We start from the raw sequence: 22,286 nt of genomic DNA on the forward strand, positions 1-22,286 counted from the left end.
AGCATTCTCCGACAAGAAAATAATAAACCCGGATTTTTCCCATAAAAAAAGCAGCCCGAAAGCTGCATTTTTTAATGATTTAAAGCTTAAGGCTTGACGACGACCATCACCTGAATTGCTTCCGGTGTTACCGATAGACCATCCAGCAGGCTTAGACCTTCTTTCTGCAACTTCTGTAAACGCGCAATTTCATCTTCACGGATACTTGGGTTGAACTGCTTCAAATAGGTCAGGCGATCAATTTCATATTGCCATTTATTGCCATACACTTCTTTGGCTTGCTGCTTGAAGCCCGGCAATGCACTGCGTGCCAGTTCAAGCGCTTGCTGATAACGTGCTTCAATCACATCACGACGTGCTTTCACCACCTGACGGCAACTATTGCCATCCAAATGATGTAGATAAGGCTTCAGGATTTCTGGTGCAATCTTCTGGGAAAGATCCTGGCCTTTTTCACTGAGCAAGACACGGATTAACTGTTGCGGCAAGCTAGACGGCAAGTTCAATGCTTTCGGAGCCACCACATCGACCTTGAACCATACTTCAAGTAATACCGAACCCTGTGGCAGTGCTGCAGATTTTAGTACCGCAACGTTAGTGCTACCAAAGCCTTGCGTATTGATCATTTCCATCACACTTTCAGTGAATGGATGTTCCAGTGTCAGGTATTGCGCATCTTCGCGGATTTGTGCCTGATCACGATAGAAAGTCGCTGTAATCCCTTCTTCATCCAACGTCAAACCTTGAACCTGCATTTGATCGGTTGGCTTGATGATCACTGTACCGTTACTTTGCTCGTCAAAGTCGATATTCGTAGACGCCATAAAGCGCTTCATGAAAATCGGCAAAGTGGTATTGTCATCATAGTCTTCAAGCGCGTTGACAATTTCCTGTGCCACCACCGGACGGCAAGAGTTGTACTCAAGCAAACGGTCTCGACCTTCCTGCAATTCAGCTTCCAGCGCTTCACGTTGCACGCTAACTTCTTCCAGCAGGTCTTCAAACTCTTGACCTTTGTCTGCCAATAGACAGTCTTTCAAGCGAACAATAAAATTTTCTTGCAAGGTTTGTGCAGCTGGAGAAATATTGCTGAAGATATTCAGCGCTTCGTTATACCAGCGGAACATACGTTCTTGTGCAGTTCCCACCAGATAAGGCACATGAATCTGAATGCGGTTTTCCTGACCGATACGATCCAGACGACCAATACGCTGTTCCAACACGTCCGGGTTCGCAGGTAGGTCAAACAGAATCAGATCAGAGGCAAACTGGAAGTTACGTCCTTCTGAACCGATTTCCGAACAAAGAAGAATCTGCGCGCCATACGAATCTTCAGCAAAATAAGCTGCGGCCTGGTCACGTTCTAACAAGCTCATGCCTTCATGGAACATCGCCGTACGAATACCGGCATGTAAACGCAGTACATTTTCCAGCGCTTCAACCACTGGACCGCTACGTGCAATCAGTAAGACTTTCTTGTGTTTTAAATCGGTACGCAAACGCTCCATCAGCCACATCACGCGTGGATCGGCTTCCATCCACGAGCCATCTAGCTGGGCTTCTTCAGGCCACATTTGCTCACGTAATTTACCGTCTTTAGACCAGTGTTCTGGTGCCGGTAATGGTGCGGGCTGACAGTCACGTCCCGGGAAGCCCTGAATTGCTTCACGCGTATTGCGGAACAGAATACGGCCTGTACCATGACGGTCTAAAAGTTCGTGAATCGCACGGAAACGCTGTTCAGGAAGATCCTCAATTGGATGTCCTAACAAGGCTTCAATCGCAGTGAAATGCTCAGCTTCTAGCGGCAGATCTGACATCAGCACTTCTGCAATTTTAGCCGTATGCTGATATTGCGCTTCTTCATCGAGGAAACGATCCAGCGAGTTAAAACGTTGCGGATCAAGCAAACGTAGGCGTGCAAAGTGACTTTCCACACCGAGCTGTTCAGGTGTCGCCGTCAATAACAACACGCCCGGCGTATGTTCAGCCAGTTCTTCGACCAGATCATAACGGTCATTACCGCCATCTTCTTCACTCCACATCAAATGATGTGCTTCATCGACCACCAGCAAGTCGAAACCGGCTTCTAGTGCCTGTTCACGCAAATCTTCATGGTCGACCATCAAATCGACAGAGGCAATAATTTTTTGTTCGGTCAAGAACGGGTTTTGTTCAGGATCATGTTCTTTGATCGATGCAGTACGGGTCAAGTCAAACAGCGAAAACTCAAGATTAAAACGACGACGCATCTCGATCATCCACTGATATTGCAGTGAATCCGGTACTAAAATCAGGATGCGTTCAGAACGGCCGGTTTTGAGTTGTTGATGGATGATCAGACCCGCTTCGATGGTTTTACCCAGACCCACTTCATCGGCCAGTAATACACGCGGTGCAAAACGCTGACCGACTTCATGTGCAATATACAGCTGATGCGGAATCAGGCCGACACGTGAACCCACCAGACCACGCAGTGGACTGCTTTGCATATTGGCCTGCATCAGCAACGCTTCAATACGCAGGTCATACCATTCTTTATAATCAACCTGACTGGCCAATAAACGGTCTAAAGGCTTAGACAATTGGATGGTTGCACCAATACGGGTTTCATTCAGCGATTTACGTTCTTCAGTTCCATCTTCCAAGGTACGAACGACGTGATAACGTACCACGCCATTGCGGTCTTCAACGGATTCTACAATCCACTTGGTCCCTTCCTGATCCTGTAATTCATCTTTCACATTAAATACGATACGAGATAAGGGTGCATTGCTGCGTGCATAGACGCGGGTTTCATCGCTTTTCGGGAATAAAATGCTGACCGACCGCTCATCAACATCAATAAGAACGCCTAAACCGAGTTCTGTTTCAGTATCTGATAACCAACGTTGACCAATAGCAAATTGCTGCAATTTTTCCACCTTTATCTTAAGTACAAGATTATGAATATTAGGCTCAATCACGAAACGTCATTGGAGCAAAATTTCACACCTTCAAGCAATGTATTTTGACATAAAGCCCACTAAAAAGTGAGCATAATTCACGCCGATTAAAGAAGTATTTCCTAGAACGGCGCCGGACAATAAAATTCGACCAACTGCTCTGTTTGAGGATGATAAAAACTCAAACGTTCCGCGTGTAAACATAAACGCGAGCTGAGCTGTTGCTGTTCGGGTGTCGCATATAAGGTATCGCCAATAATCGGATGTCCGAGATATTGCATATGCACCCGTAGCTGATGTGAACGGCCGGTAATTGGGATCAGTTTCACCCGGGTCACAGGCTGTCCCTGAATATTAAAATGTTCAATCGCCTGCCAATGCGTGATGGCCGGCTTATGATGTGTGGGATCTGCGATATGTAAAGGCGGACGGCTTGGATCATACACCACTGGCACTTCAATAGTGCCTTCACCTTCGAGTGTACCTGCAACCACAGCCTGATAGGTTTTATCAGTCTGGCGTTCCTGAAACTGGCGGGAAATGGTTTTTTGTCCCCATTTGCTCAGACCAAAGGCCAAAATACCGGATGTATCGCGATCCAGTCGATGAATCAGTAAAGTTTTGGGTTCTAATTTGACCAGACGGTTGATCAGGCAATCTTGTAAGTCTTCTGTTTTACCGGGAACTGTGAGTAAACCTGCAGGTTTGTGGATGACCATGAAATCGTCATCACGATGTATCAGATGTTCGGTTAGAAAATTACTCAAAGTTCAATCCCAGGCTGATCGTGAAAAACAAGGCGGCAATGATAGAAAGCTTAGCCAATAATTACAATGCGCATTTATGTAAATGACGATGAAATTTCCGATTTAGCGCATAAAATTGCTCAATCGCAGCGCATCAACCTGAGGATTGTAAAATGAAGCCTGCCAATTCATGCAAAGACGGATGTTTTAGCACATCTTCATAACGGATATTGGCACCATGCGCACGCCATATACCGACCAGACTCACCATCGCTACCGAATCCAGACCATAATTTTTTAAATCGACATAGGGATCAATTTCTAAGGCATCTATATCCAGCTGTTCCGCGACAGCCAACATAATGCCTTTGGTTGACAATACATATTCTGACGGCGCACTTAAATCCCATAAGCGAGTCAGGCTATAGGTATTTAAGTGATGTATCCCCTGTGCCGAAATATTTTCAATCCACTGAATATGCTGATCTTGATTTGCCAATAAAATCGCATCATCGACCACACCGATTTGATCCGTCACACTCATCAGATGCGGCAAAATCTGTTTCAGCATCGGTGTAACCTGCCCGGCAAAAATCAGCTGCGGATGCGTTGAGGCATATTCTCCCAATTGCTGCATGCCTTGCATCAAATCATCACCGTACAAATCAACAATCGGAATATCCAGCGCTTTGGCTTTATTGGTTAGTTGAATCAAATTCACCATGAGTCCACTCTCTTGTATGCCCTGTTGCATACGCAAGTTTTGCAATCCAACTAAAACCAAAACAGATTGTGTTGAGGACAGCTGCCATTTAGCTTGGGATGGAGCAAGTTGGATTTTTTTGGGCATAGAGTACAGCATGGGAGGCTCTTATAAATACAAAATAGCATGATGATTCATGCTATTTTAGTTTAGCATTATTTGAAAAACACTTTGATTTCACAGATGATTATTGTTCTAATTTCGTATAATCGCCATTATATTAAATATGCCTAGAGTTGATTAACGCGACTATCCTAAAAATAGGGTGATTTAGCCAAATAAGGACTAAATGCTAAAACTAAAATAAGCAAAAGAGGAGTATCTGAGGCACTAAAAATCACTCTGCCCAATGAGTCCACTCAAAAATTTTCTTCGGGTCATCAATTTCATAAATTCGCCACTTCTTATCTAAAAAACCTAATGGAAAAACCTCATTCGATATATCGTTTTGAATAAAGTGGTTAAGAATATAAATGCTTGAATTAAGAATATCTAATACGTTATTTGATAACATTTTTTTGTATTTTCAATGCTATTTTTCTTTTTTGAATGAATAATTTCATTTCTAAGGGTTTCTAATTCTTTAAACATTGACCAATACTTGATTTGCTTAGGTGATTCACAGTTCAAAATATTTGGAATAATTTCAGTGAGTTTTTCTGAAGTTGGTATCCATTTTTCAATTTGAGAAATTTCATAGACTTCTTGAATACCTTTTGAGTTTGTTTTTTTATAAACGAAGTCATTAGGGATTGTGGCGTTGCAAAATGCTTCAACTGCTTTATAAGAAAAAACAGATGCTATTTGTATTTGTTCAATATAGTCATAAAATAACGAGACATTTTCACTATAAAAATCTTTATTCTTTTCCATATCTTTTTTAAGTTTTTCTAGTAGATTTTCAGCTTCATCTCTAGCTTTAGTAAATATATTCAATGATAGTCCGATCTCATTAGGAAGCGATAAATTGATCTCTTTATTATCAATTTTTAAATCTAACATTCTCTGTAAAAAAACCAATTGATCGTTTTTTTTAACATTATAAATTAAGGGTTTTGAGCACCTAATATCTGGAATTTTGTAAGAGCCGAAACCTGTCTCAGATTTAGAGTAGCTGTTCACAACATGAACACATACCATTTGTAAATTTACTAAAGCTACGTTCATAAAAATTCCTTCAAAATCATTTTTTTATAGTTATAGATAAGAATTGAGCGAGTGTCTACGAGCGATGACTGCTTCTGTCGCATTTGAAAATTAAGTTTTCCTAAAATTAATATAATACATGTTATATGAAATCCTCTGTAAATTTCATTTTAAAACAAACTCTTATATTGGTGTAAAAAGCCCAATCATTAGCGATTGGGCTTTTTAGCTGACATTTCACATTCCACGCTTCATTTTGGAACATCTTTGGATGATTTTATTAAATTGAGCTGATCAATTTCTATTTTAGATTAGCTTTGCTGCGCCAAAAACTTCTCAATCGCTACCTGTGCAATCTCCGCATCTTCAAACGACTTTACACCTGACACGCCCATTGCACCTACCAACTGCCCTTGATACATAATCGGTTCACCACCTTCCAGCATTCCTGAGAAACTTTCCATGGTCAGAAAACCCATCTGTCCGCCTTTGATAATATCCTCAAACAGCTTGGATGGATGGCGACCCATTGCAGAACATCTGGCTTTTTCGATGGCCAGATTTGCAGTCATCGGTGCTGCACCATCCATACGTTTCATCGCAAGCAAATTACCCGTTTCATCTACGACTGCAATACTGACATTAAAACTGTTCTGAATGGCATATTGATGGGCTTGATCTAATAAAAATTCCGCATCGCTTAAAGTCAAATAATGTTTGGTTTGCATGAAAATGATCTCTAATTTTAAATGTAATTCCCCCTAAGCCTGAGCCATATATAGCGCAAGAATACTGGAGGAAGTCTTTAAATTTTCATTTCTATTCGATAGATGAAAGCCCTCTCCTTTAAGGAGAGGGTTTGGGAGAGGTATTACGCTTTCATCTCAGCAAAAGTTTCTTTAGCCGCTTGAATCGTGTAAGCAATATCTTCATCACTATGCGCAGCAGAAATAAATCCTGCTTCAAAAGCAGATGGTGCAAGGTTTACGCCACGATTTAACATGCCATGGAAGAATTTACGGAACGCATCGACATCGCATTTCAGCATAGAGTCGAAGCTAGTAATATCTTCCTGATCGGTAAAGTAAAGACCAAACATACCGCCCACTTGTTGGGTCTTGAATGGAATGCCTGCTTCATCAGCAGCAGTTTGTAAACCGGCGAGCAATTTTTCGAGTTGTGCGGTTAATTTTTCATAAAAACCTTCGGTACGTAAATGCTTGAACATCTCGATACCGGCACGCATTGCCAGTGGATTACCCGACAATGTACCTGCTTGGTATACCTTACCCAATGGTGCAATACATTCCATCACTTCACGCTTACCACCAAAAGCGCCCACTGGCAGACCTGCACCAATGATTTTACCTAAAGTGGTTAAATCCGGAGTAACGCCATAATGTGCTTGCGCACCACCCAAACCGACACGGAAACCGGTCATTACTTCATCAATGATAAACACTGAACCATGTTCATCACAGACATCACGAATCGCTTGCAGGAAACCGTCAATTGGTTTCACCAAGTTCATGTTGCCTGCGACTGGCTCAACAATCACGCCGGCAATTTCCGAACCAAATTTGGCAAAGCATTCTTTTAAAGTCGCGATGTCGTTATATGGAAGTGTCAGCGTATGTTTTGCAAAATCCGCTGGCACGCCTGCAGACGTCGCTTCCCCTTCACCACTGGTCAATAAACCTGAACCGGCTTTTACCAATAATGAATCCGAATGACCGTGATAACAGCCTTCAAATTTTACAATCTTGTCACGGCCAGTATAACCACGCGCTAAACGAATCGCGGTCATGGTCGCTTCTGTACCCGAGTTGGTCATACGAACCAGCTCAATCGATGGCATGATCTCGCAGATAATGTCTGCCAGTGTGGTTTCATGAACTGTGGGCGCACCAAAGCTCAAACCGTCTACTGCGGCATCCTGAACCGCTTTAATAATCGCTGGATGCGCATGACCCAAAATCATCGGCCCCCATGAACCTACATAGTCCACATAACGTTTGCCATCGACATCATACAGATACGCACCTTGGGCTTTTTCGATAAAGACCGGCGTCCCACCGACACTATTAAATGCGCGTACAGGTGAATTGACGCCACCCGGGATATGTTTATTGGCTTGTTTGAACAATTGTTCTTGCTTTGGAGATAAGCTCATGAAGGCACTCGACTCAAAATTAAATCAATCAAAAAATTTTATGCTATAGCTTGAAAAAGCGCAGACCATTCATCTAAACGTTCAGGAATGGCATTCATAGGAAGTCCCAATATATCACTAATCACCGCGCAATAATCCGCACCTGACTCAATGACATCCTTTGAATTTTCAACCGTTAAACCACCAATGGCACAGAGAGGCACGTTCAATTTTTCTTTGGCCAGTTTTAAGGTTTCAAGACCAATATTACCCGCTTCAGGTTTACTATCAGTCGCATAAATTGCTCCAAATGCCACATAATTCGCACCATCGGCAATGGCCTGTTTAGCCAGCTCAAGTGAGTTATTACAGCTACGGCCAATCAACACGCCTTTAGGCAAACGCGCAACAGCGTCGACAATCGAACCATCATCCTGGCCTAAATGCACACCCACGCCGTATTTAACCGCCATTTCCAGATCATCGTTAATCACGAAAGGTACGCCATATTCAGCACACATGGCTTTCATGTACTCGATTTCGTAAATTTGATCTTCTTTCGCCACTTTTTTACGGCGATATTGCAAGACCGCAACACCACCATTGGCCATTGCACCTTCCAACTTCGCCAATAAAAGCTCTAATGGATCATCATTGGTAATTAAATATAAACCGCGCATCTTGCTCGCCACTTGCTAGGATGGCTCTATTATAGGCATAACTCGGTTTAATTGCCGCCATCTTGCTGTTTCTAAGACTGGGCAGCAACAGATTTGCAGTTTTTTAGCGCAATTTGTCAATTAAATCTCAAATATCACCATTTTCAGGGATATACGGACTTTCAAATCTGCGTTTTAATCGCCTTATAACAATAGATCTCTTGCGAAAGTTAATTTAAGAGCGTCCAGTTCACCATTCCAGCAATTAAATTCATTCTTAGACCAAATCGTTTCCGTCTATTTCTATAGCGTTCTGTTAATATCCGAAAATATTTAAGTTTGCCGTTGATATGTTCAATTGTGATCCTACGCCGGCTGATTTCTTGGTTGATCTGTTTTGCTATTTTGGGTAATGATAAATTCTTAGGTTTCTTGATTGGAATGAGTAACTTATTCTTAATCTGATGAAATCCTTTATAGGCTAAATCTGCCATAATACAAGGATAAATGATCATCTCCTTAAAATACTTACGCGCAATCGTCAGATCATGTTTTCTGCCACTTTCGACCTGTATACTTACAATTTGCTTTAGTCTTGGGTTAAAAATGACCTGTGTTTTTAGCGTATGTTTCTTCTTTTTACCACTATAGAATTTTCTTTGTTTTTTTGGGATGCTCAATCTGTGACTCAGTGACATCAACGATCACATAATCCCCCTCACTAAACTTTTGATTCCTTTTAGGCAATGCGAAAATCCGTGATTGAATCAGAGCATTTTCAACTTTATGAATAGTACGATTCACATTGCTTTCAGCTAGGTTATAGTCAGCGGATAACTCAATTTGAGTTCTATAACAGCGTAAGTAATTTAAAGTTAACAACAATTGATCCTCTAAACACAACGAATGAGGTCTTCCAGATTTTTTCTTGGCAAGTTCAGCGTGTTGTAACACCGATACCATTTTTAAGAATAATGGACGAGGAACTCCAACGAGTCGTTTAAATTCCCCATCATTAAATCGAGTTAAATTTTCATATTTCATGGGGCTAGTATAAACAATTTTTTACTTTCGCAAGAGATCTAATAATTATAACGTGTTAATGCTTACGCCCTCCGACAAACGCTTTTAGGATTTTGCAGATAACTTGGTGGAGAAGTTGCAAAATTCTAAGAGCGATTTTTTTGTCTTTTTTTCGCCTGGCTCAAGCGTACTCAAATTAATTAATATTAAAAATACCCATTTTCAGGGATAGCCCAATCGGCGCGAAGCGTCTTAAATAGCCTTAGACACAGAAAATAAACAGAAAAATAAATACCTGTGTTTGTAATACCCGATCCTTTCTGGTTTTGAGTCATTCGTTTGTGGGAAAACGTTTCAAAGCCAGAAAGGATCTTTTACTTTCAGCACAAATCCACATGAATTCTTCTATGAATATTTACACAATAGCATGAGCAAAATCTTGAACATTTATTGGTAGCAAACAGGCATAAAAAAAGCCCGGAGAAGGTCGCTCCAGGCTTGGAAAACTGATGTATTAATTAAAATATAATGGTTGATCAAAAAACCTAATCTGCAATACCATAATTATTAGAATAATAATTCTAGACTTGCAAGGCTTTTATCGAAATTTCATGCTTTAAGTGGGCACATTCCGATAAAAGTCATTCTGGCTTAACGGGAAATTTTATCGTATTTAAGGTCGATCAGACTGATATTACCACGCAGGACATCGCCAAACATGCGCCAGTCCGAGATAAAGCTATATACAGGCTGTTTGAAGCTGGCTGGTTTATTGCGCTCAAAGATAAAATGACCGACCCAGGCACAGGCATAGCCCGAGAGTAAACCATATGCAAAATATCGCGGCTTGCCTTGACGAATGGCTTTGGCAAAACAGTATAAACCGATGCTACTGCCGGCCACGTGCAGACGGCGGCTAATAATATGCCGATGCTCAGTCAAATAGAAGCGATAAAATTCATGATAGTTCTTAATCGGCATCTGGGGCTGAACCATCACCTCATTCTTACTTTCTGGTTGTACTTGTACATTCATCTATCATCATCCTGACGTTTTTTGTTTTACCTTAGCGTATATTTTAGCCAAATAACAGCCTTTTGATGCGCGCTTCAATGCATCTTGCACATCCCCGTGAAGGCCTGAATCCGATCGTTTTAGCCTAAAATGAACCGATGAAATCTAAGTTTCAAACTTCTGTTTAAGCTTTTTATGCTCAGTCAAGTCTTACATGCATTTTGATTTTGGTTACAATCTGCTGCGCACAAATCTAAAAATATAATTGCGGCTGCTGTCCGCCTCATTTTAAAACCTTATTCAAGTGAAGATTCAGTACTTAATTGCACTGAACAGATAGGATGATCATCATGGTTGAAGTTGAACTCAAGTTCCAGATTCCTGCGGCAAGACGCACTGCGCTGCTCAAGGCACTTGATCCGAAAAAGTCTCAACAGATCCAGCTTCAAGCCAAATATTATGATACGGTCGACCGTCAACTGGCCCGGCATGGGGTAGCACTGCGTCAGCGTCTGGAAGGTACACGTTGGGTTCAAACCCTAAAAGCAGCCGGAAAAAGTCATATCGAACGCTTTGAACATAATCATGATCTAGGGGAATTAACCGCATCTCCTGAACTGGATTTAGATATTTATAAGGAATTTCCAGAAGCCGGGGCAATTCTCAGCAATGCGCTCGGCAATCAGTTCGACCAGCTCCAACTCCAGTTTGAAACCGATATTTCCCGTACGTTAAGGGTGATTGACTATGAAGATACCCAGATCGAAGTCAGCCTGGATATTGGACAGATCCGCACACAGGAGGCCGAGCAAGAAGTACATGAAGTCGAGTTCGAACTAAAAAATGGTTCAATTCAACATCTACTGGCGTTTAGTTTTGAATGGGTCAAGAAATACCAGCTCTGGCTCGATGTACGCAGCAAGGCTGAAATAGGCAATCTATTGGCCACTTCACAGCGCGTCAGTCCTGCGACCCTTAGCAAAGAATTTCAGATCAGCAAAAAAGACAGCGCCAGTAAAACCATGTACAGTCTGATTGCACAGCAGATGCAGCATTTATTGCCGAATATCGCGGCGATTGCAGCTCAGGTTGCAGAGCAGGAACATATTGATCAGGCACGACTGGCACTGGATCACTTATATCTGACCTTGCTGCTCTTCAAAGACTGGCATCCACAGCTTTCGGACAAATGGGCACATCAACTGGCGGCCTTTAAGCAGCAATTTGAACATTTGCAACATTTACAGCATATGCAAAACAGCTTGGCCGGCTTCCTGCAAAATCCCACCACGGCAGAAAACCTGAGCAAAGATATTCTGTATGCGCAGGAGAAACTCGGTAATCTGGTCAAATCTACCCAGAATGTGCATCATTATCTGGAATTACTGATGTTCAGTTTAAATGAAAATGAGCATGCCTCGCTGGACTTGAAAACTGCTGCTCAAACTACCTTGCAACAGCAATATAAAGCTTTGCAGGAACAAATGAACCAGACCGATATCACTGATTTTGAAAGTCTGGATCAATTGTCGGGCCGGATTCAGGAGCTCAAATTCAGCTTTCCGATTTTAACCACGATCTATGATGTCAAAAATTTGCAGAAATACAGCAAAGCGCTGAACGATGCTCAACTGGCAGCCAGTGAATATCAAACTTTGGCCTCTTCTGCAGTTTATATTCAGCAGACCGAGCTGGAAGCAAGTGACTGGTTTGTGCTGGGCTGGCTGACCGCCAAGCAGGAAGTCTATGCGCAGAAACTGCTTGAAGCGACCGAACAGTTCTTGGTCAGTCGTAAATTCCTGAAATAAACATATTGAAATAAATATCACAAGAAAAACTCAAAGCACGCCTTCTCTGGCGTGCTTTTTTGTTGCAGAAGCACATCACACCCCTGCCGATCTTTGGGCTATATTAATCTATAAAACCCACATCGCGGAGGAATGACCCGATGGCAGAAATAGAACTCAAATTCCAGATTCCGCCACAGTCTCGTGTACAATTTGAACAGGACATTCAGAAACTTCAGCCGACTCGGCATCGTCTGTGTGCACGCTACTTTGATACTGAAGCGCAACAATTACAACAACATCAGATTGCCCTGCGGCAACGTCTGGAAGACCAGCAATGGATTCAAACCCTGAAAGCAGCGACTGAACAACAATTTGAACGTTTTGAACTTGAGCATGAATTAAAAAGTCCTCCGGAACATTGTGATTTTCAGTTATATCGCAAACATAAACCGGCGAAAAAAATCCTAAAACAGGCGCTCGGTGATTTAGAGACACCACTCATTTTACAATTTGAAACTGATGTCGTACGCTATGTCCTGACAGAAAGTCATCTGGACAGTCAGATTGAAATTGCCTTTGATGTCGGAGAAATTCGACACAATGATCAAGCCATCGATATTTATGAAGTCGAATTTGAGCTTAAATCCGGCCAGCTGAGTGAATTGATTGATTTCATTCAGCCCTGGGTTCAGTGTTATGCTTTGTGGCTGGATACACGGAGCAAATCGGAACGCGGTTATGCCTTATTACATGGCGAAGAGAATCTGCCGGTTCAGCATCAGCTTCCCTTAGTGCTTGAACAGAAAGATCAGATCAGTACGATTTTGCAAAAGATTGTTGCCAATTGCCTGACTCATCTTTTCCCCAATGCTACTGCAATTGCTGCCGAGAATTATAATAGTGATCATGTGCATCAGGCACGTGTCGCGATTCGGCGTTTGCGCAGTGCCTTTAAAATTTTCCAGTCCGTGACCGAACATGTACAGCCAGAATGGCCAGAACAGCTGCGGGATATTTTTCAGCAACTGGGTTCTACCCGAGATCGTGATGCCTTGGCAGAAAGCCTGATTCCACAACTAGAAAAAGCAGGTTCCCCCTTACTAAAATTACCCCCACATCGTCAAAAACAGCCAGATATCAGTGCGCTGTTCAGAAGTCCTGCTACCGTAGAACTAATGCTGCAACTGTTCAGCTTTAGCCAAGAAAAAACGGATAACAAAGCCAAATCTTCTCATAAGATTTTATGTAAAGGCCTGAGCAAGCTGCATCAGCAAATCTGTCAGGATGCCGAGAACTATCAAGAACTGGATATTGAATCCCGGCATCGGACACGCAAACGGGTCAAACGCCTACGCTATAACGTAGAATTCTTACAAAGCCTGTTTCCTGAAAAAGAGGTTAAAGCCTATCTAAAAGCCTTAAAACCCTTGCAGGAAAGCCTCGGGCATTATAACGATCTGTTTGTAGCAGACGAATTATTCAGACCTTATGTCAAACAACAGGCCAAGGCCTGGTTTGTGCTGGGCTGGATAAGTGCGGAACAGCAGCGTTTGTCGAGTGAAGCAGCAGAGCGTTTACAGCAGTTTGCAGAAAATACCAAGCCCTTCTGGTAAGACCGGGCTTGGTCAAACTGTGCTAGCGATATTTGCCGAATACTTTCCAGGTATTATTGTCTGCCAGAGGATCGTTATAACTGTCGCTGCGTTGCTTGCGTGGCTTATCGCGTGCATCGACCAGTTCAAAATGTGGCTCAACACTCAGCACAATCCCATTCACATAAAAACGGGTGCGCGTATATTCGCTCTGGCCATGCTGAAACACATAAGTGCGTAAATCCACAAATTCACGGTGTGCCACCAAAGCTGCAGTATCGTCACTATCAAGCCACTGCCGCATGGCTGCAATCTGCTCGGGTTCGAACTGGCCGCATTTTTCGATCAGGCTGGCGACCCCACGAAAAGTTTTGGATTCCTTGGCGCGGGTTTTATTAATGCGAATCCGGTCAACATGAAAATAAAACAGCGGCAAGTTTAAATGACTCGGCAGATGGATCGCATCCAAGATTTCATCTTCCATAAAAGGCTGAAACAGATCCTGTGCCCTTTCAATCAGCCCGAGCCACTGGCTATAGTATTCATCTACCTGTGACTGGCTGCCATAATAAATCGGCAAGCCTTCAACATTGGCTAGATTTGCTGGTGGCCAAATATTCTGGCGCAATAAGGCAATATCACTTTTTAGGCTTTGTACTGCAATCGCATCCTGCATGGCATTCACTTTTATATGCTTAGGCTATTTTTTAGATTAAGGCAAAGGTTTAGTTTCTGCAAGGCTTTGCCTATAATTAACGATTGAGATTTTAGTGTTAGGAACAAATTCATGGTTCAAAAGATTGAAGCAACCGATGTAACCGAAGAAGAAGCGTTAAATGCGGCATTCTTTGAACGTGCTGATGAATTTATTCAACAAGCCAACGAGTTTTGTCGCGTAGAAAAAGGCTCACAGGAAAAACCGAGCGATAAGCGCGGTCAAGTCAGTGCGGCGATGTTATTTGGTACTGCCCGTTTCAATACCTGGGTGGCAGCGAATAACTTTAAAGATGGGAATGAAATGCGCGATGCCAAAGATCAGGTCATGTCTTATATCTTGCAGCAATTTCAAATGATGCTGGAAGATAACTATGATGAATACTGTGAACAGTTCGAAAACTATTTACGTTTCCGTCACAATGAAGAGTTTCATGCCAACAAGCATAACCATGATCACAAGCATGATCATTGATTAAAATACGAAAAGCCCCGCGGGGCTTTTTTTATTTGCTGTCATTTATCATATTGACTTTAAAGTGATTTAAGCACTATATAAATTGAATAATAAATAAACGAAAACAAGGCATAGCATGCAGCAACTTCCCTTCCCGATCATTGACCCTCATATCCACCAATGGGATCCGTACAATACCCCACATGCGGCAGCGCTAGCGGTAAAGCTGTTCGGCAATCATCCCAAATTACTAGACAGAATGGTTCGACTGTTGAAACCCAGAGACGTCATTGAGACCATTGGCCTGACACAGCACCTGACTGCACCTTATCTGCCTGCAAATTACAAGAAAGATGCAGGACATTATGAAATAGAGCAGATTGTGCATGTTGAAGCCAGCTGGCATGACCATAAAGGTACGGGTGTGGTAAATGAAACCCGTTTTATCGCTGGGCTTCCTTTTGATCAGCACACTATCCAATTGGGTGGAATTGTCGCCACGGCGGATCCGCGGCAGAAAAATTTTAAACAGTTGATTCAATTGCATCGCGAAGCTTCTCCCAAGTTTCGGGGCATCCGTAAAATGGCTGCAGTACATCCAGATAAAGGGATTCATGCCTGGACCGATGAACCGCATCTCTATCGCAACACAGATTTCCTGAAGGGCTTTGAAGAACTGGCCAGGCAAGATTTAAGCTTTGATGCCTGGGTGTACTCTACCCAGATTGCGGATGTTACTGCGCTGGCCAAAGCCTTTCCAAACACCCCTATTGTGCTGGATCATCTGGGTACGCCCGCAGGTTTATTTGGCAAAGTGGGCAAAGCTACAGGCAAGACCGAACAAGATCGCACCCAGATATTTGCAGACTGGAAAGATCAGTTGGCAAAACTGGCCGAATGCAAAAATGTATCGACCAAAATGTCTGGTCTGTTTATGCCAGTCTTGGGACATGATTTTCACACGCAGAAACGGCTGGCAAGTAAACAGGAATTAGTGGAACGTGCCGCACCCGTGATCCAGCATACTTTAGACTGTTTTGGTTCTGGGCGCGTGATGTTTGCATCCAACTTTCCAATGGACAGTGTCAGTAGCTCACTCACCAACATTATTGATGCCTTTAGCGATATTGTGCAGGACTACAATGAAAATGCCTTAAAGTCGATTTTTTATGAAAATGCTAAACGTTTTTATCGACTTTGAGTAGATGAGGACATGCTAAGTTGGATAACAGATTCCAGTCTAAATACGCCTTCAGGCAAAGGACTATGTATTTTACTCACTATTATTTCAAGCTGGATAACGTCTTATTATTATCAAATGGTGATCCATCATTCTTTTGATCGAGATATTGCTTTCGTTTCAGCTTTGATTGGCTGTGGAATATTGATTTTTCTTCTTATTGTATCTGTTTGGAGTCTGCCCCTATCTATCCTTGTGGGCATAATCGGAGGGATTATTTTTAGCCATAGAGCAACCTAGAGCATAAAACTAAAATCAAAAATCCCCTCACTTGAGGGGATTTTTTATCAACACTACGATGTTTTAACTTGCTTACCGTACTGATCAGCCATCACTTCAACCAGCTGATCCGGCTTGATGTATTTTTTAATCATGGTATCAATATCGGCTTTGCTCAGTTGAGCAATCGCCTGATCACGTTTTTCCCGGTAAACCAGATTACGGTCTTTTTCCAGCTGTGGGATCAACATAGTGTGAATACGACGATCATCCTCGAGTGCAGTTAAACGCTGTTTCAAGATACTGGCTTTTGCCGCTTCCACTTCCTGTTCAGTCACGCCACGTGTCAGCAGTTCATTCAGTACCTTATGCACTGCCTGAGAAACCTGTGCGGATTTTCCAGCCGTATAATTGGCACTAATCATCATTGCACCCACATCTGCCCATTCATCGAGTTGCACATCTGCACTAAAACCATAGACTAGTGCATTTTTCTCGCGTAACTCTTGTGCCAGTCGTGACGACAGCTGTGAATCACCCAGAATATATCGAAATACCTGTAATGCAGGTGCATCGGCATGATCAGCACCGACCGGCATGCTCATAAATGCCTGATAACTCCCGAATTCACGCTGCTCAGACAAAGCATGAATTTTCTGGGCTGGGTAGCTTCGATATTCCGATTTTAGACGCTCATAAGGCTGTGCAGCTTTCCAGTCTGAAAAACTGTTTTTCAGTACATTTTGCATCGATTTCGGATTAAATTCGCCCGTAACCGCTATTTGCGCATGCTGGGTTTTTAAAAACTGCTGATACAGTGCCATAACCTGTTCGCGAGTCGCTTTCTGATACTGTTTTTTGGCCAATTCCGGCTCGAAATGAAAACGCAGATCGCCAGGCTGATAAATCTCGATCGTTCGAGCCATCGTCAAGCTCGACACGGTATCTGGTTCAGTATAAGGACGATCCAGACTGGATAAAGTCTGCCCCTTGATTAAATCAAACTGACTTTGCTCAAATGCCGGCGTTTTCAGCACATCAACCACATACTGGAAAAACTCCTCAAACTTTTCTTTTTTGGCGCTGATCTGCAAGGTCAGGCCATTGCCGGATGCACCGGCAGTTGCCGAACCACCTACTTCAATAATTTTATCGGCAATCTGCTGCAAGCTTTGAGTTTTCGATGAGCGCAACATTAAATAAGCGGTCAGATCCAGAATCTCGCCTTTATTCATCAGGCTTTGTGCAGTACCAAAATCCAGTGAAATTGTGGCATAAACCTTGTCATCGCGGGTAGTCGTCGGAAACAACGCGTATTTAATGCCATTTTTCAACTTGCCACGCTGAATCTGTTTGTCTTTACTGTACAAATACTGTTTGGATTCCTGGACATATTGCTTCACTTCAGCCTGATAAACACTGACATCTTTCAGTGGCTCTTCTGCTTCAGTCTGTTGATCCAGAGTTTTTGCCGGTGCTTCTGTTTGTGCTAGTTCCTGCGCTTTTTTCTGATCTTCCGGGGTAGGTAAAATATTGCCAGAAATACGGTATTCAGGTTTTAAAAAATTCTTATAGACCTGATTGACCTGATTCACATTCAGGTTTTGAATCGCGCTCAGATCTTTAAAATACTGGCTCCAGTCACCCGAATACGCCACTGCATAATCACTTAAACGTGAACCTAAAGCAGTCGCACTATTTTTAATATTGTCGGCCTGATTTCGGGTCAGATTTTTAGCCCGGTTTAATTCTGCTTCGGTAAATGGCTGGCTCTTTTCTACGCCTTGGATCAGCCCCTTTTCAATATCCTGTACCTGATGATTCGGAGCATAGATTGCTCCCATAAACACCAGATTAAAGTCTTTATCCAGCCAGGTACTGGATTGCACCGCTGTTGACTTCCCAGTTTCCACCATATTCTGATAGAGATATCCACTTGGCTGCAAAGTATAGAGCGTTGGCGAAACAGCCAAAGCCGTTTTAATGCTTTCTTCGGATTGATTCAAATAAAGATTAAACTTGGCCAGATCACTGCCTTTCTTTACTGTAAATTCACGCTGTTTGATTTGCTCTGGTTTAAGCGCTGGGACTTTCACTTGCGCTGGTACATTTCGGGATTGAATCGGACTGAAATGCGTATCCAGCTGTTTTAAGACTTCGGCCTTATCAAATTTGCCCGAAATGACCACAAAGGCATTATTCGGTGCATACCATTGACGGTAAAAATGGTTTAGTTCCTGCATATTGATTGATTGCAGCTCATTTAGGTCACCAATCGGCAAACGGCCTAAATACTGATTGCCATAAGCAGATTTAAACACCTGATCGATCAATACTGAAAATGGCTGATCCAGACGAATTTCACGCTCGCGTTTTACAATATCAATTTCAGTCGGTACATATTTTTCCTGAAGCACCAGCTTGTCCATGCGTTCGGCTTCGAGAAAAATGACTTCACTCAGTGCAGTTTTTTCAGGACGGATCACATTGGTATATTTGGTCGAGTAATAGTCGGTACTGGCATTAGTCATCAAGGTATATTGATCCAGTCGACGCTGGAATTCATCCCCTTTGACATTTTCTGTGCCTTTAAAGGCCAAATGTTCCAGCAGATGGGCCAGTCCGCCCTTGCCCTGAGGATCATTCAGGGAGCCGGTCAGATAGACCGTATTCATAAAAACTTTATTTTCTTTATCATTCGGTGCCAGGATAATGCGCAGTCCATTATCCAGTCGGTATTCTTCAACATTTTGTTCCGTTTTCACCAAAACAGGTTGTGCAAAACTCAGTGCACTACAGCCAGACAATACAATCGCCAGACTTAAATTTTTATAACGTAGCAACATTCTTCATCCAAATTATAAATATAAATTTTTATTCGCGCCCTTCTTAGAGAATGATTCTTTTTCTGAATAATCTATTCCAAGCCGGACCATCAAAATAACATGCCGCCTCACCTGACGACATGTAGTTCTATGTAATTAAAAAATTAAAGATAAATTTCAGCTTGCATATATAATTTTCCATAACCGGAAATTTCAATTCGATCCTGATCTTGCAAGGCACAATATAGCACCCCACCACGCGCTGATGCCTGATAGGCGACCAGTTCATTTTTACCCAGTTTTTCGGCCCACAGCGGTGCAATTCCGGTGTGAATTGAACCTGTTACCGGATCTTCATTGATTCCATTACTCGGTGCAAAATAACGTGAAATACAATCGTATTGGGTATCTTGTGAAGTGATTGCGACGTCTAAATAGGTATTCTGAGCAGTAATGGCTGTACGCTTGCCATTCAACTGTTTTAACAGTTCAAAATCAGGCATTTCATCCAGCACATCCTGTACCGATTCATATTCAACAATATAGCCCTGCGCGTTCAGATAAACCTGTTTAAACGGTTTGCTCAAGGCCTGTCTTAAAGCTTCAGGATATTCAGCAACTGGCTCTGCACGACGAACTGGAAAGTTCATTCTGATCTTGCCATCTGCATCCTGATTGACTACAAAAATGCCTAAGTCTTTTACATGAAAATGAATCGTTTTCCCCGTATCAAATTGATTGAATAGTACAAAGCTGCTGGCCAATGTCGCATGACCACAAAAATCCACTTCCTTGGTTGGCGTAAACCAGCGGATGGCATAATTATCGCTATCGATGACTTTAACAAAAGCCGTTTCGGACAGATTATTTTCCAAGGCGATATTTTGCATCAGACCATCTTCGAGCCATTCATCCAGCACAATCACGGCTGCAGGATTGCCTTTAAACAGTTCCGTGGTAAACGCATCGACCTGGTACATTTTCATTTTTTGAATTCCTGAATATAACGATCTCTAGTTTAAAAGCTTTTTTGCAAGAATGAACTTGAATATGTTAATGATCTCATTAATCTGGCCTAGTAAATAAATAGAGCAAATGGTGCTGCATGACAAACTCCCATATTCAAAGCGTTCCCTTAGAAAAAGCTTATCGTCTGATTACCCATGGCCCTACTGTACTGGTATCTGCTCAAGATCAGCAGGATACAGATGTTATGGCAGCAGCCTGGGCATGCGCACTGGAATTCAGCCCCGCCAAAGTGACTGTGGTTCTGGATAAAAGTACCAAAACCCGAAATATTATTGAAAATTCAGGTTATTTCGCGCTGCAAATTCCGACACTGAAACAACTGAATATGGTCTATCGTCTGGGTACGCAAAGCTTGCATGATGTGCCGGACAAACTGGCACAATCCGGAATAGAACTATTTCATTTTTCTGGTTCTGATATTCCTGTAGTACAAGGTTGTGCGGCCTGGATACTTTGCGAGCTGATTCCTGAGCCGCATAACCAGCAAATGCATGACCTGTTTATAGGCAAGGTGATTGCAGCATATGCCGATAATCGGGTCTTCCGCGACGGCCACTGGCATTATCATGAGGTGGATGAAGAATGGAAAAGTATTCATCATGTAGCCGGCGGGCATTTTTATACCATTGGCAATGCGGTGAGCATTGATGATCCAGCATCATAAATTTTTCAAATTTGGGATAAATGAAAATAATCGAGGATAATCAGATGATATCGACAAGCCCCAGAGCATCCGAAATTATGCTACTTTATCTTTAATCTTCATTTGGTCTGATGCGCTATGATGCCTTTTAAAATTCACTGTATTGATGTCCAGAATTCACTGCAAAATTATATCTGGTTGCTTGAACATACCGTGTCACATCAGGTGGCCGTGATTGACCCAACTGAAGCAGAATTGGTGCAAAACTATTGTGCCGAACACGGTTTAACTGTAAGTCAAATCTGGCTGACGCACTGGCATAAAGACCATATTGGTGGTGTGCCGGGGTTAATCCAAGGAAAAAATCTGCCTGTGTATGGCCCACGGGCAGAACTGAGCAAAATTCCGTTTATCACCCATCCGCTTGAGCATGAAGAACAGTTTAATTTTCATGGGATAGATATCCAGGTAATTGCTGTGCCGGGACATACATTAGGCCATATTGTTTATTTTATTGATGCAATTGATGTGCTGTTCTGCGGCGATACTTTATTTGCCATGGGCTGTGGCCGGGTTTTTGAGGGTACTTATTCACAGATGTATCATTCACTGTCACGTCTGGCTGCCTTGCCGCCGCGCACGCAGGTGTATTGCACTCATGAATACACCTTGTCGAATGCACAGTTTGCCAAACACGTCGAACCAGATAATCCTGAAATTCTGGAACGTTTCGAACATATTGAGCGTTTACGTATGCTAGGCCAGTGCACGCTACCAAGTAGTATTGAAGATGAATTGCAAACCAATCCTTTTCTGCGCGCAGAAAGCGTGGAAGAATTCCAGCGTTTAAGAACCCTGAAAGATCAGTTTTAAACCGGATTCAAAGCTGAAGATCAATGCTTCAGCCGACTTACTTATTTGTCATTTGCGATGCATAGAATGTTATTGAAAGGCACGTACAAATTTTGCACAAATTGGAATAAGTTGAATCTCCATCTAAAAAATGTCTTTCTGTGCCATTTTTGCTTTCTTATAATTAATCAAGTCCTCTATTTTTTTAGAAACCAATTTCAGTTCCAACACATGAAATAATGACTTATAAATAACAGGATGATATTGATTTAAATTAGAGAAATTCGTGGAACATTGCTTAAATAATCAGCATGGAACCTAACAAGTGAATAAAAAAGCCCAATTTACTTGAATTGGGCTTTCACTTATACGCTAAACATATAATAGATCTCTTGCGAAAGTCGTTATTGCAAGTTCATCCGGTTTACCAGTGCAGCGATTAAGTTAATGCGTAAACCGAATCTTTTCCGTCTATTT

The 22,286-nt window shown here is 42.4% G+C and carries 18 protein-coding genes; 6 read left to right on the forward strand and 12 right to left on the reverse strand.

Annotated elements, in window-relative coordinates:
* Positions 1-86: 86 nt before the first annotated feature.
* From rapA to ACIG3F_RS13040, 9 genes are all read right to left on the reverse strand, one after another.
* Positions 87-2,924: an RNA polymerase-associated protein RapA gene (gene rapA / locus ACIG3F_RS13000; RefSeq protein WP_396470233.1), complete on the reverse strand. Its 2,838-nt coding sequence runs from the start codon at positions 2,922-2,924 to the stop codon at positions 87-89.
* Between the two features lie 143 nt (positions 2,925-3,067).
* Positions 3,068-3,712 carry an RluA family pseudouridine synthase gene (locus tag ACIG3F_RS13005; RefSeq protein ID WP_311203509.1) on the reverse strand — a complete coding sequence of 215 codons (645 nt, stop codon included), beginning with the start codon at positions 3,710-3,712 and terminating at the stop codon, positions 3,068-3,070.
* A gap of 133 nt (positions 3,713-3,845) precedes the next feature.
* Positions 3,846-4,553, reverse strand: a complete 708-nt coding sequence (locus ACIG3F_RS13010; RefSeq protein ID WP_278356789.1) for a phosphopantetheine-binding protein — start codon at positions 4,551-4,553, stop codon at positions 3,846-3,848.
* A 393-nt stretch (positions 4,554-4,946) separates the two neighbouring features.
* Positions 4,947-5,621 carry a hypothetical protein gene (locus ACIG3F_RS13015; RefSeq protein ID WP_195724863.1) on the reverse strand — a complete coding sequence of 225 codons (675 nt, stop codon included), beginning with the start codon at positions 5,619-5,621 and terminating at the stop codon, positions 4,947-4,949.
* A 290-nt stretch (positions 5,622-5,911) separates the two neighbouring features.
* Complete coding sequence (locus ACIG3F_RS13020; protein WP_253147401.1) at positions 5,912-6,328, reverse strand: heme-binding protein; 417 nt, start codon at positions 6,326-6,328, stop codon at positions 5,912-5,914.
* Between the two features lie 143 nt (positions 6,329-6,471).
* A complete protein-coding gene (gene hemL, locus ACIG3F_RS13025; RefSeq protein ID WP_004280005.1) occupies positions 6,472-7,773 on the reverse strand; it encodes a glutamate-1-semialdehyde 2,1-aminomutase in 1,302 nt (433 codons plus the stop codon).
* A 38-nt stretch (positions 7,774-7,811) separates the two neighbouring features.
* On the reverse strand, positions 7,812-8,432 hold the full coding sequence (gene thiE, locus ACIG3F_RS13030; RefSeq protein WP_311203512.1) for a thiamine phosphate synthase: 621 nt from the start codon (positions 8,430-8,432) through the stop codon (positions 7,812-7,814).
* Between the two features lie 209 nt (positions 8,433-8,641).
* Positions 8,642-9,455 (reverse strand): IS5 family transposase gene (locus ACIG3F_RS13035; RefSeq protein WP_396470234.1). Its coding sequence is split into 2 segments (ribosomal slippage): positions 8,642-9,067 and positions 9,069-9,455, totalling 813 coding nucleotides; the frame shifts between segments, so codons are not numbered across the junction.
* Between the two features lie 630 nt (positions 9,456-10,085).
* Entirely contained in the window at positions 10,086-10,469 is a 384-nt protein-coding gene (locus ACIG3F_RS13040) for an Mpo1-like protein (protein WP_396470235.1), read from the reverse strand.
* Between the two features lie 329 nt (positions 10,470-10,798).
* Here ACIG3F_RS13040 and ACIG3F_RS13045 point away from each other — a divergent pair, with 329 nt between their 5' ends.
* Together ACIG3F_RS13045 and ACIG3F_RS13050 are read left to right on the forward strand one after the other, a co-directional pair.
* Positions 10,799-12,256 (forward strand): CYTH domain-containing protein, encoded by a 1,458-nt coding sequence (locus ACIG3F_RS13045; RefSeq protein WP_180039122.1) that lies wholly within the window; start codon positions 10,799-10,801, stop codon positions 12,254-12,256.
* A gap of 140 nt (positions 12,257-12,396) precedes the next feature.
* On the forward strand, positions 12,397-13,851 hold the full coding sequence (locus ACIG3F_RS13050) for a CYTH and CHAD domain-containing protein (RefSeq protein ID WP_311203514.1): 1,455 nt from the start codon (positions 12,397-12,399) through the stop codon (positions 13,849-13,851).
* A gap of 22 nt (positions 13,852-13,873) precedes the next feature.
* On the opposite strand, the gene ACIG3F_RS13055 is transcribed toward ACIG3F_RS13050, so the two are convergent.
* Positions 13,874-14,506, reverse strand: a complete 633-nt coding sequence (locus tag ACIG3F_RS13055) for a hypothetical protein (RefSeq protein WP_004280010.1) — start codon at positions 14,504-14,506, stop codon at positions 13,874-13,876.
* 111 nt (positions 14,507-14,617) lie between these two features.
* Here ACIG3F_RS13055 and ACIG3F_RS13060 point away from each other — a divergent pair, with 111 nt between their 5' ends.
* Both ACIG3F_RS13060 and ACIG3F_RS13065 read left to right on the forward strand, forming a co-directional pair.
* Positions 14,618-15,019, forward strand: coding sequence for a DUF3144 domain-containing protein (locus tag ACIG3F_RS13060; protein ID WP_004280011.1), 402 nt, complete (start codon positions 14,618-14,620; stop codon positions 15,017-15,019).
* A gap of 118 nt (positions 15,020-15,137) precedes the next feature.
* The gene (locus ACIG3F_RS13065) at positions 15,138-16,202 is read left to right on the forward strand and encodes an amidohydrolase family protein (RefSeq protein ID WP_396470237.1); all 1,065 of its coding nucleotides are present in this window, start codon (positions 15,138-15,140) and stop codon (positions 16,200-16,202) included.
* 332 nt (positions 16,203-16,534) lie between these two features.
* On the opposite strand, the gene ACIG3F_RS13070 is transcribed toward ACIG3F_RS13065, so the two are convergent.
* Together ACIG3F_RS13070 and ACIG3F_RS13075 are read right to left on the reverse strand one after the other, a co-directional pair.
* The gene (locus tag ACIG3F_RS13070; RefSeq protein ID WP_396470238.1) at positions 16,535-19,306 is read right to left on the reverse strand and encodes a M16 family metallopeptidase; all 2,772 of its coding nucleotides are present in this window, start codon (positions 19,304-19,306) and stop codon (positions 16,535-16,537) included.
* A 143-nt stretch (positions 19,307-19,449) separates the two neighbouring features.
* Positions 19,450-20,271: a PhzF family phenazine biosynthesis protein gene (locus ACIG3F_RS13075; RefSeq protein WP_253173060.1), complete on the reverse strand. Its 822-nt coding sequence runs from the start codon at positions 20,269-20,271 to the stop codon at positions 19,450-19,452.
* A 119-nt stretch (positions 20,272-20,390) separates the two neighbouring features.
* Between ACIG3F_RS13075 and ACIG3F_RS13080 the strand changes: the two genes are divergently transcribed.
* Positions 20,391-20,978, forward strand: a complete 588-nt coding sequence (locus tag ACIG3F_RS13080; protein WP_396470239.1) for a flavin reductase family protein — start codon at positions 20,391-20,393, stop codon at positions 20,976-20,978.
* A 117-nt stretch (positions 20,979-21,095) separates the two neighbouring features.
* Entirely contained in the window at positions 21,096-21,830 is a 735-nt protein-coding gene (gene gloB, locus ACIG3F_RS13085) for a hydroxyacylglutathione hydrolase (protein ID WP_253147464.1), read from the forward strand.
* Positions 21,831-22,286: the final 456 nt, after the last annotated feature.

The organism is Acinetobacter sp. NPDC052428 (assembly GCF_044547685.1).
GTDB classification, from domain to species: Bacteria; Pseudomonadota; Gammaproteobacteria; order Pseudomonadales; family Moraxellaceae; genus Acinetobacter; species Acinetobacter lwoffii_G.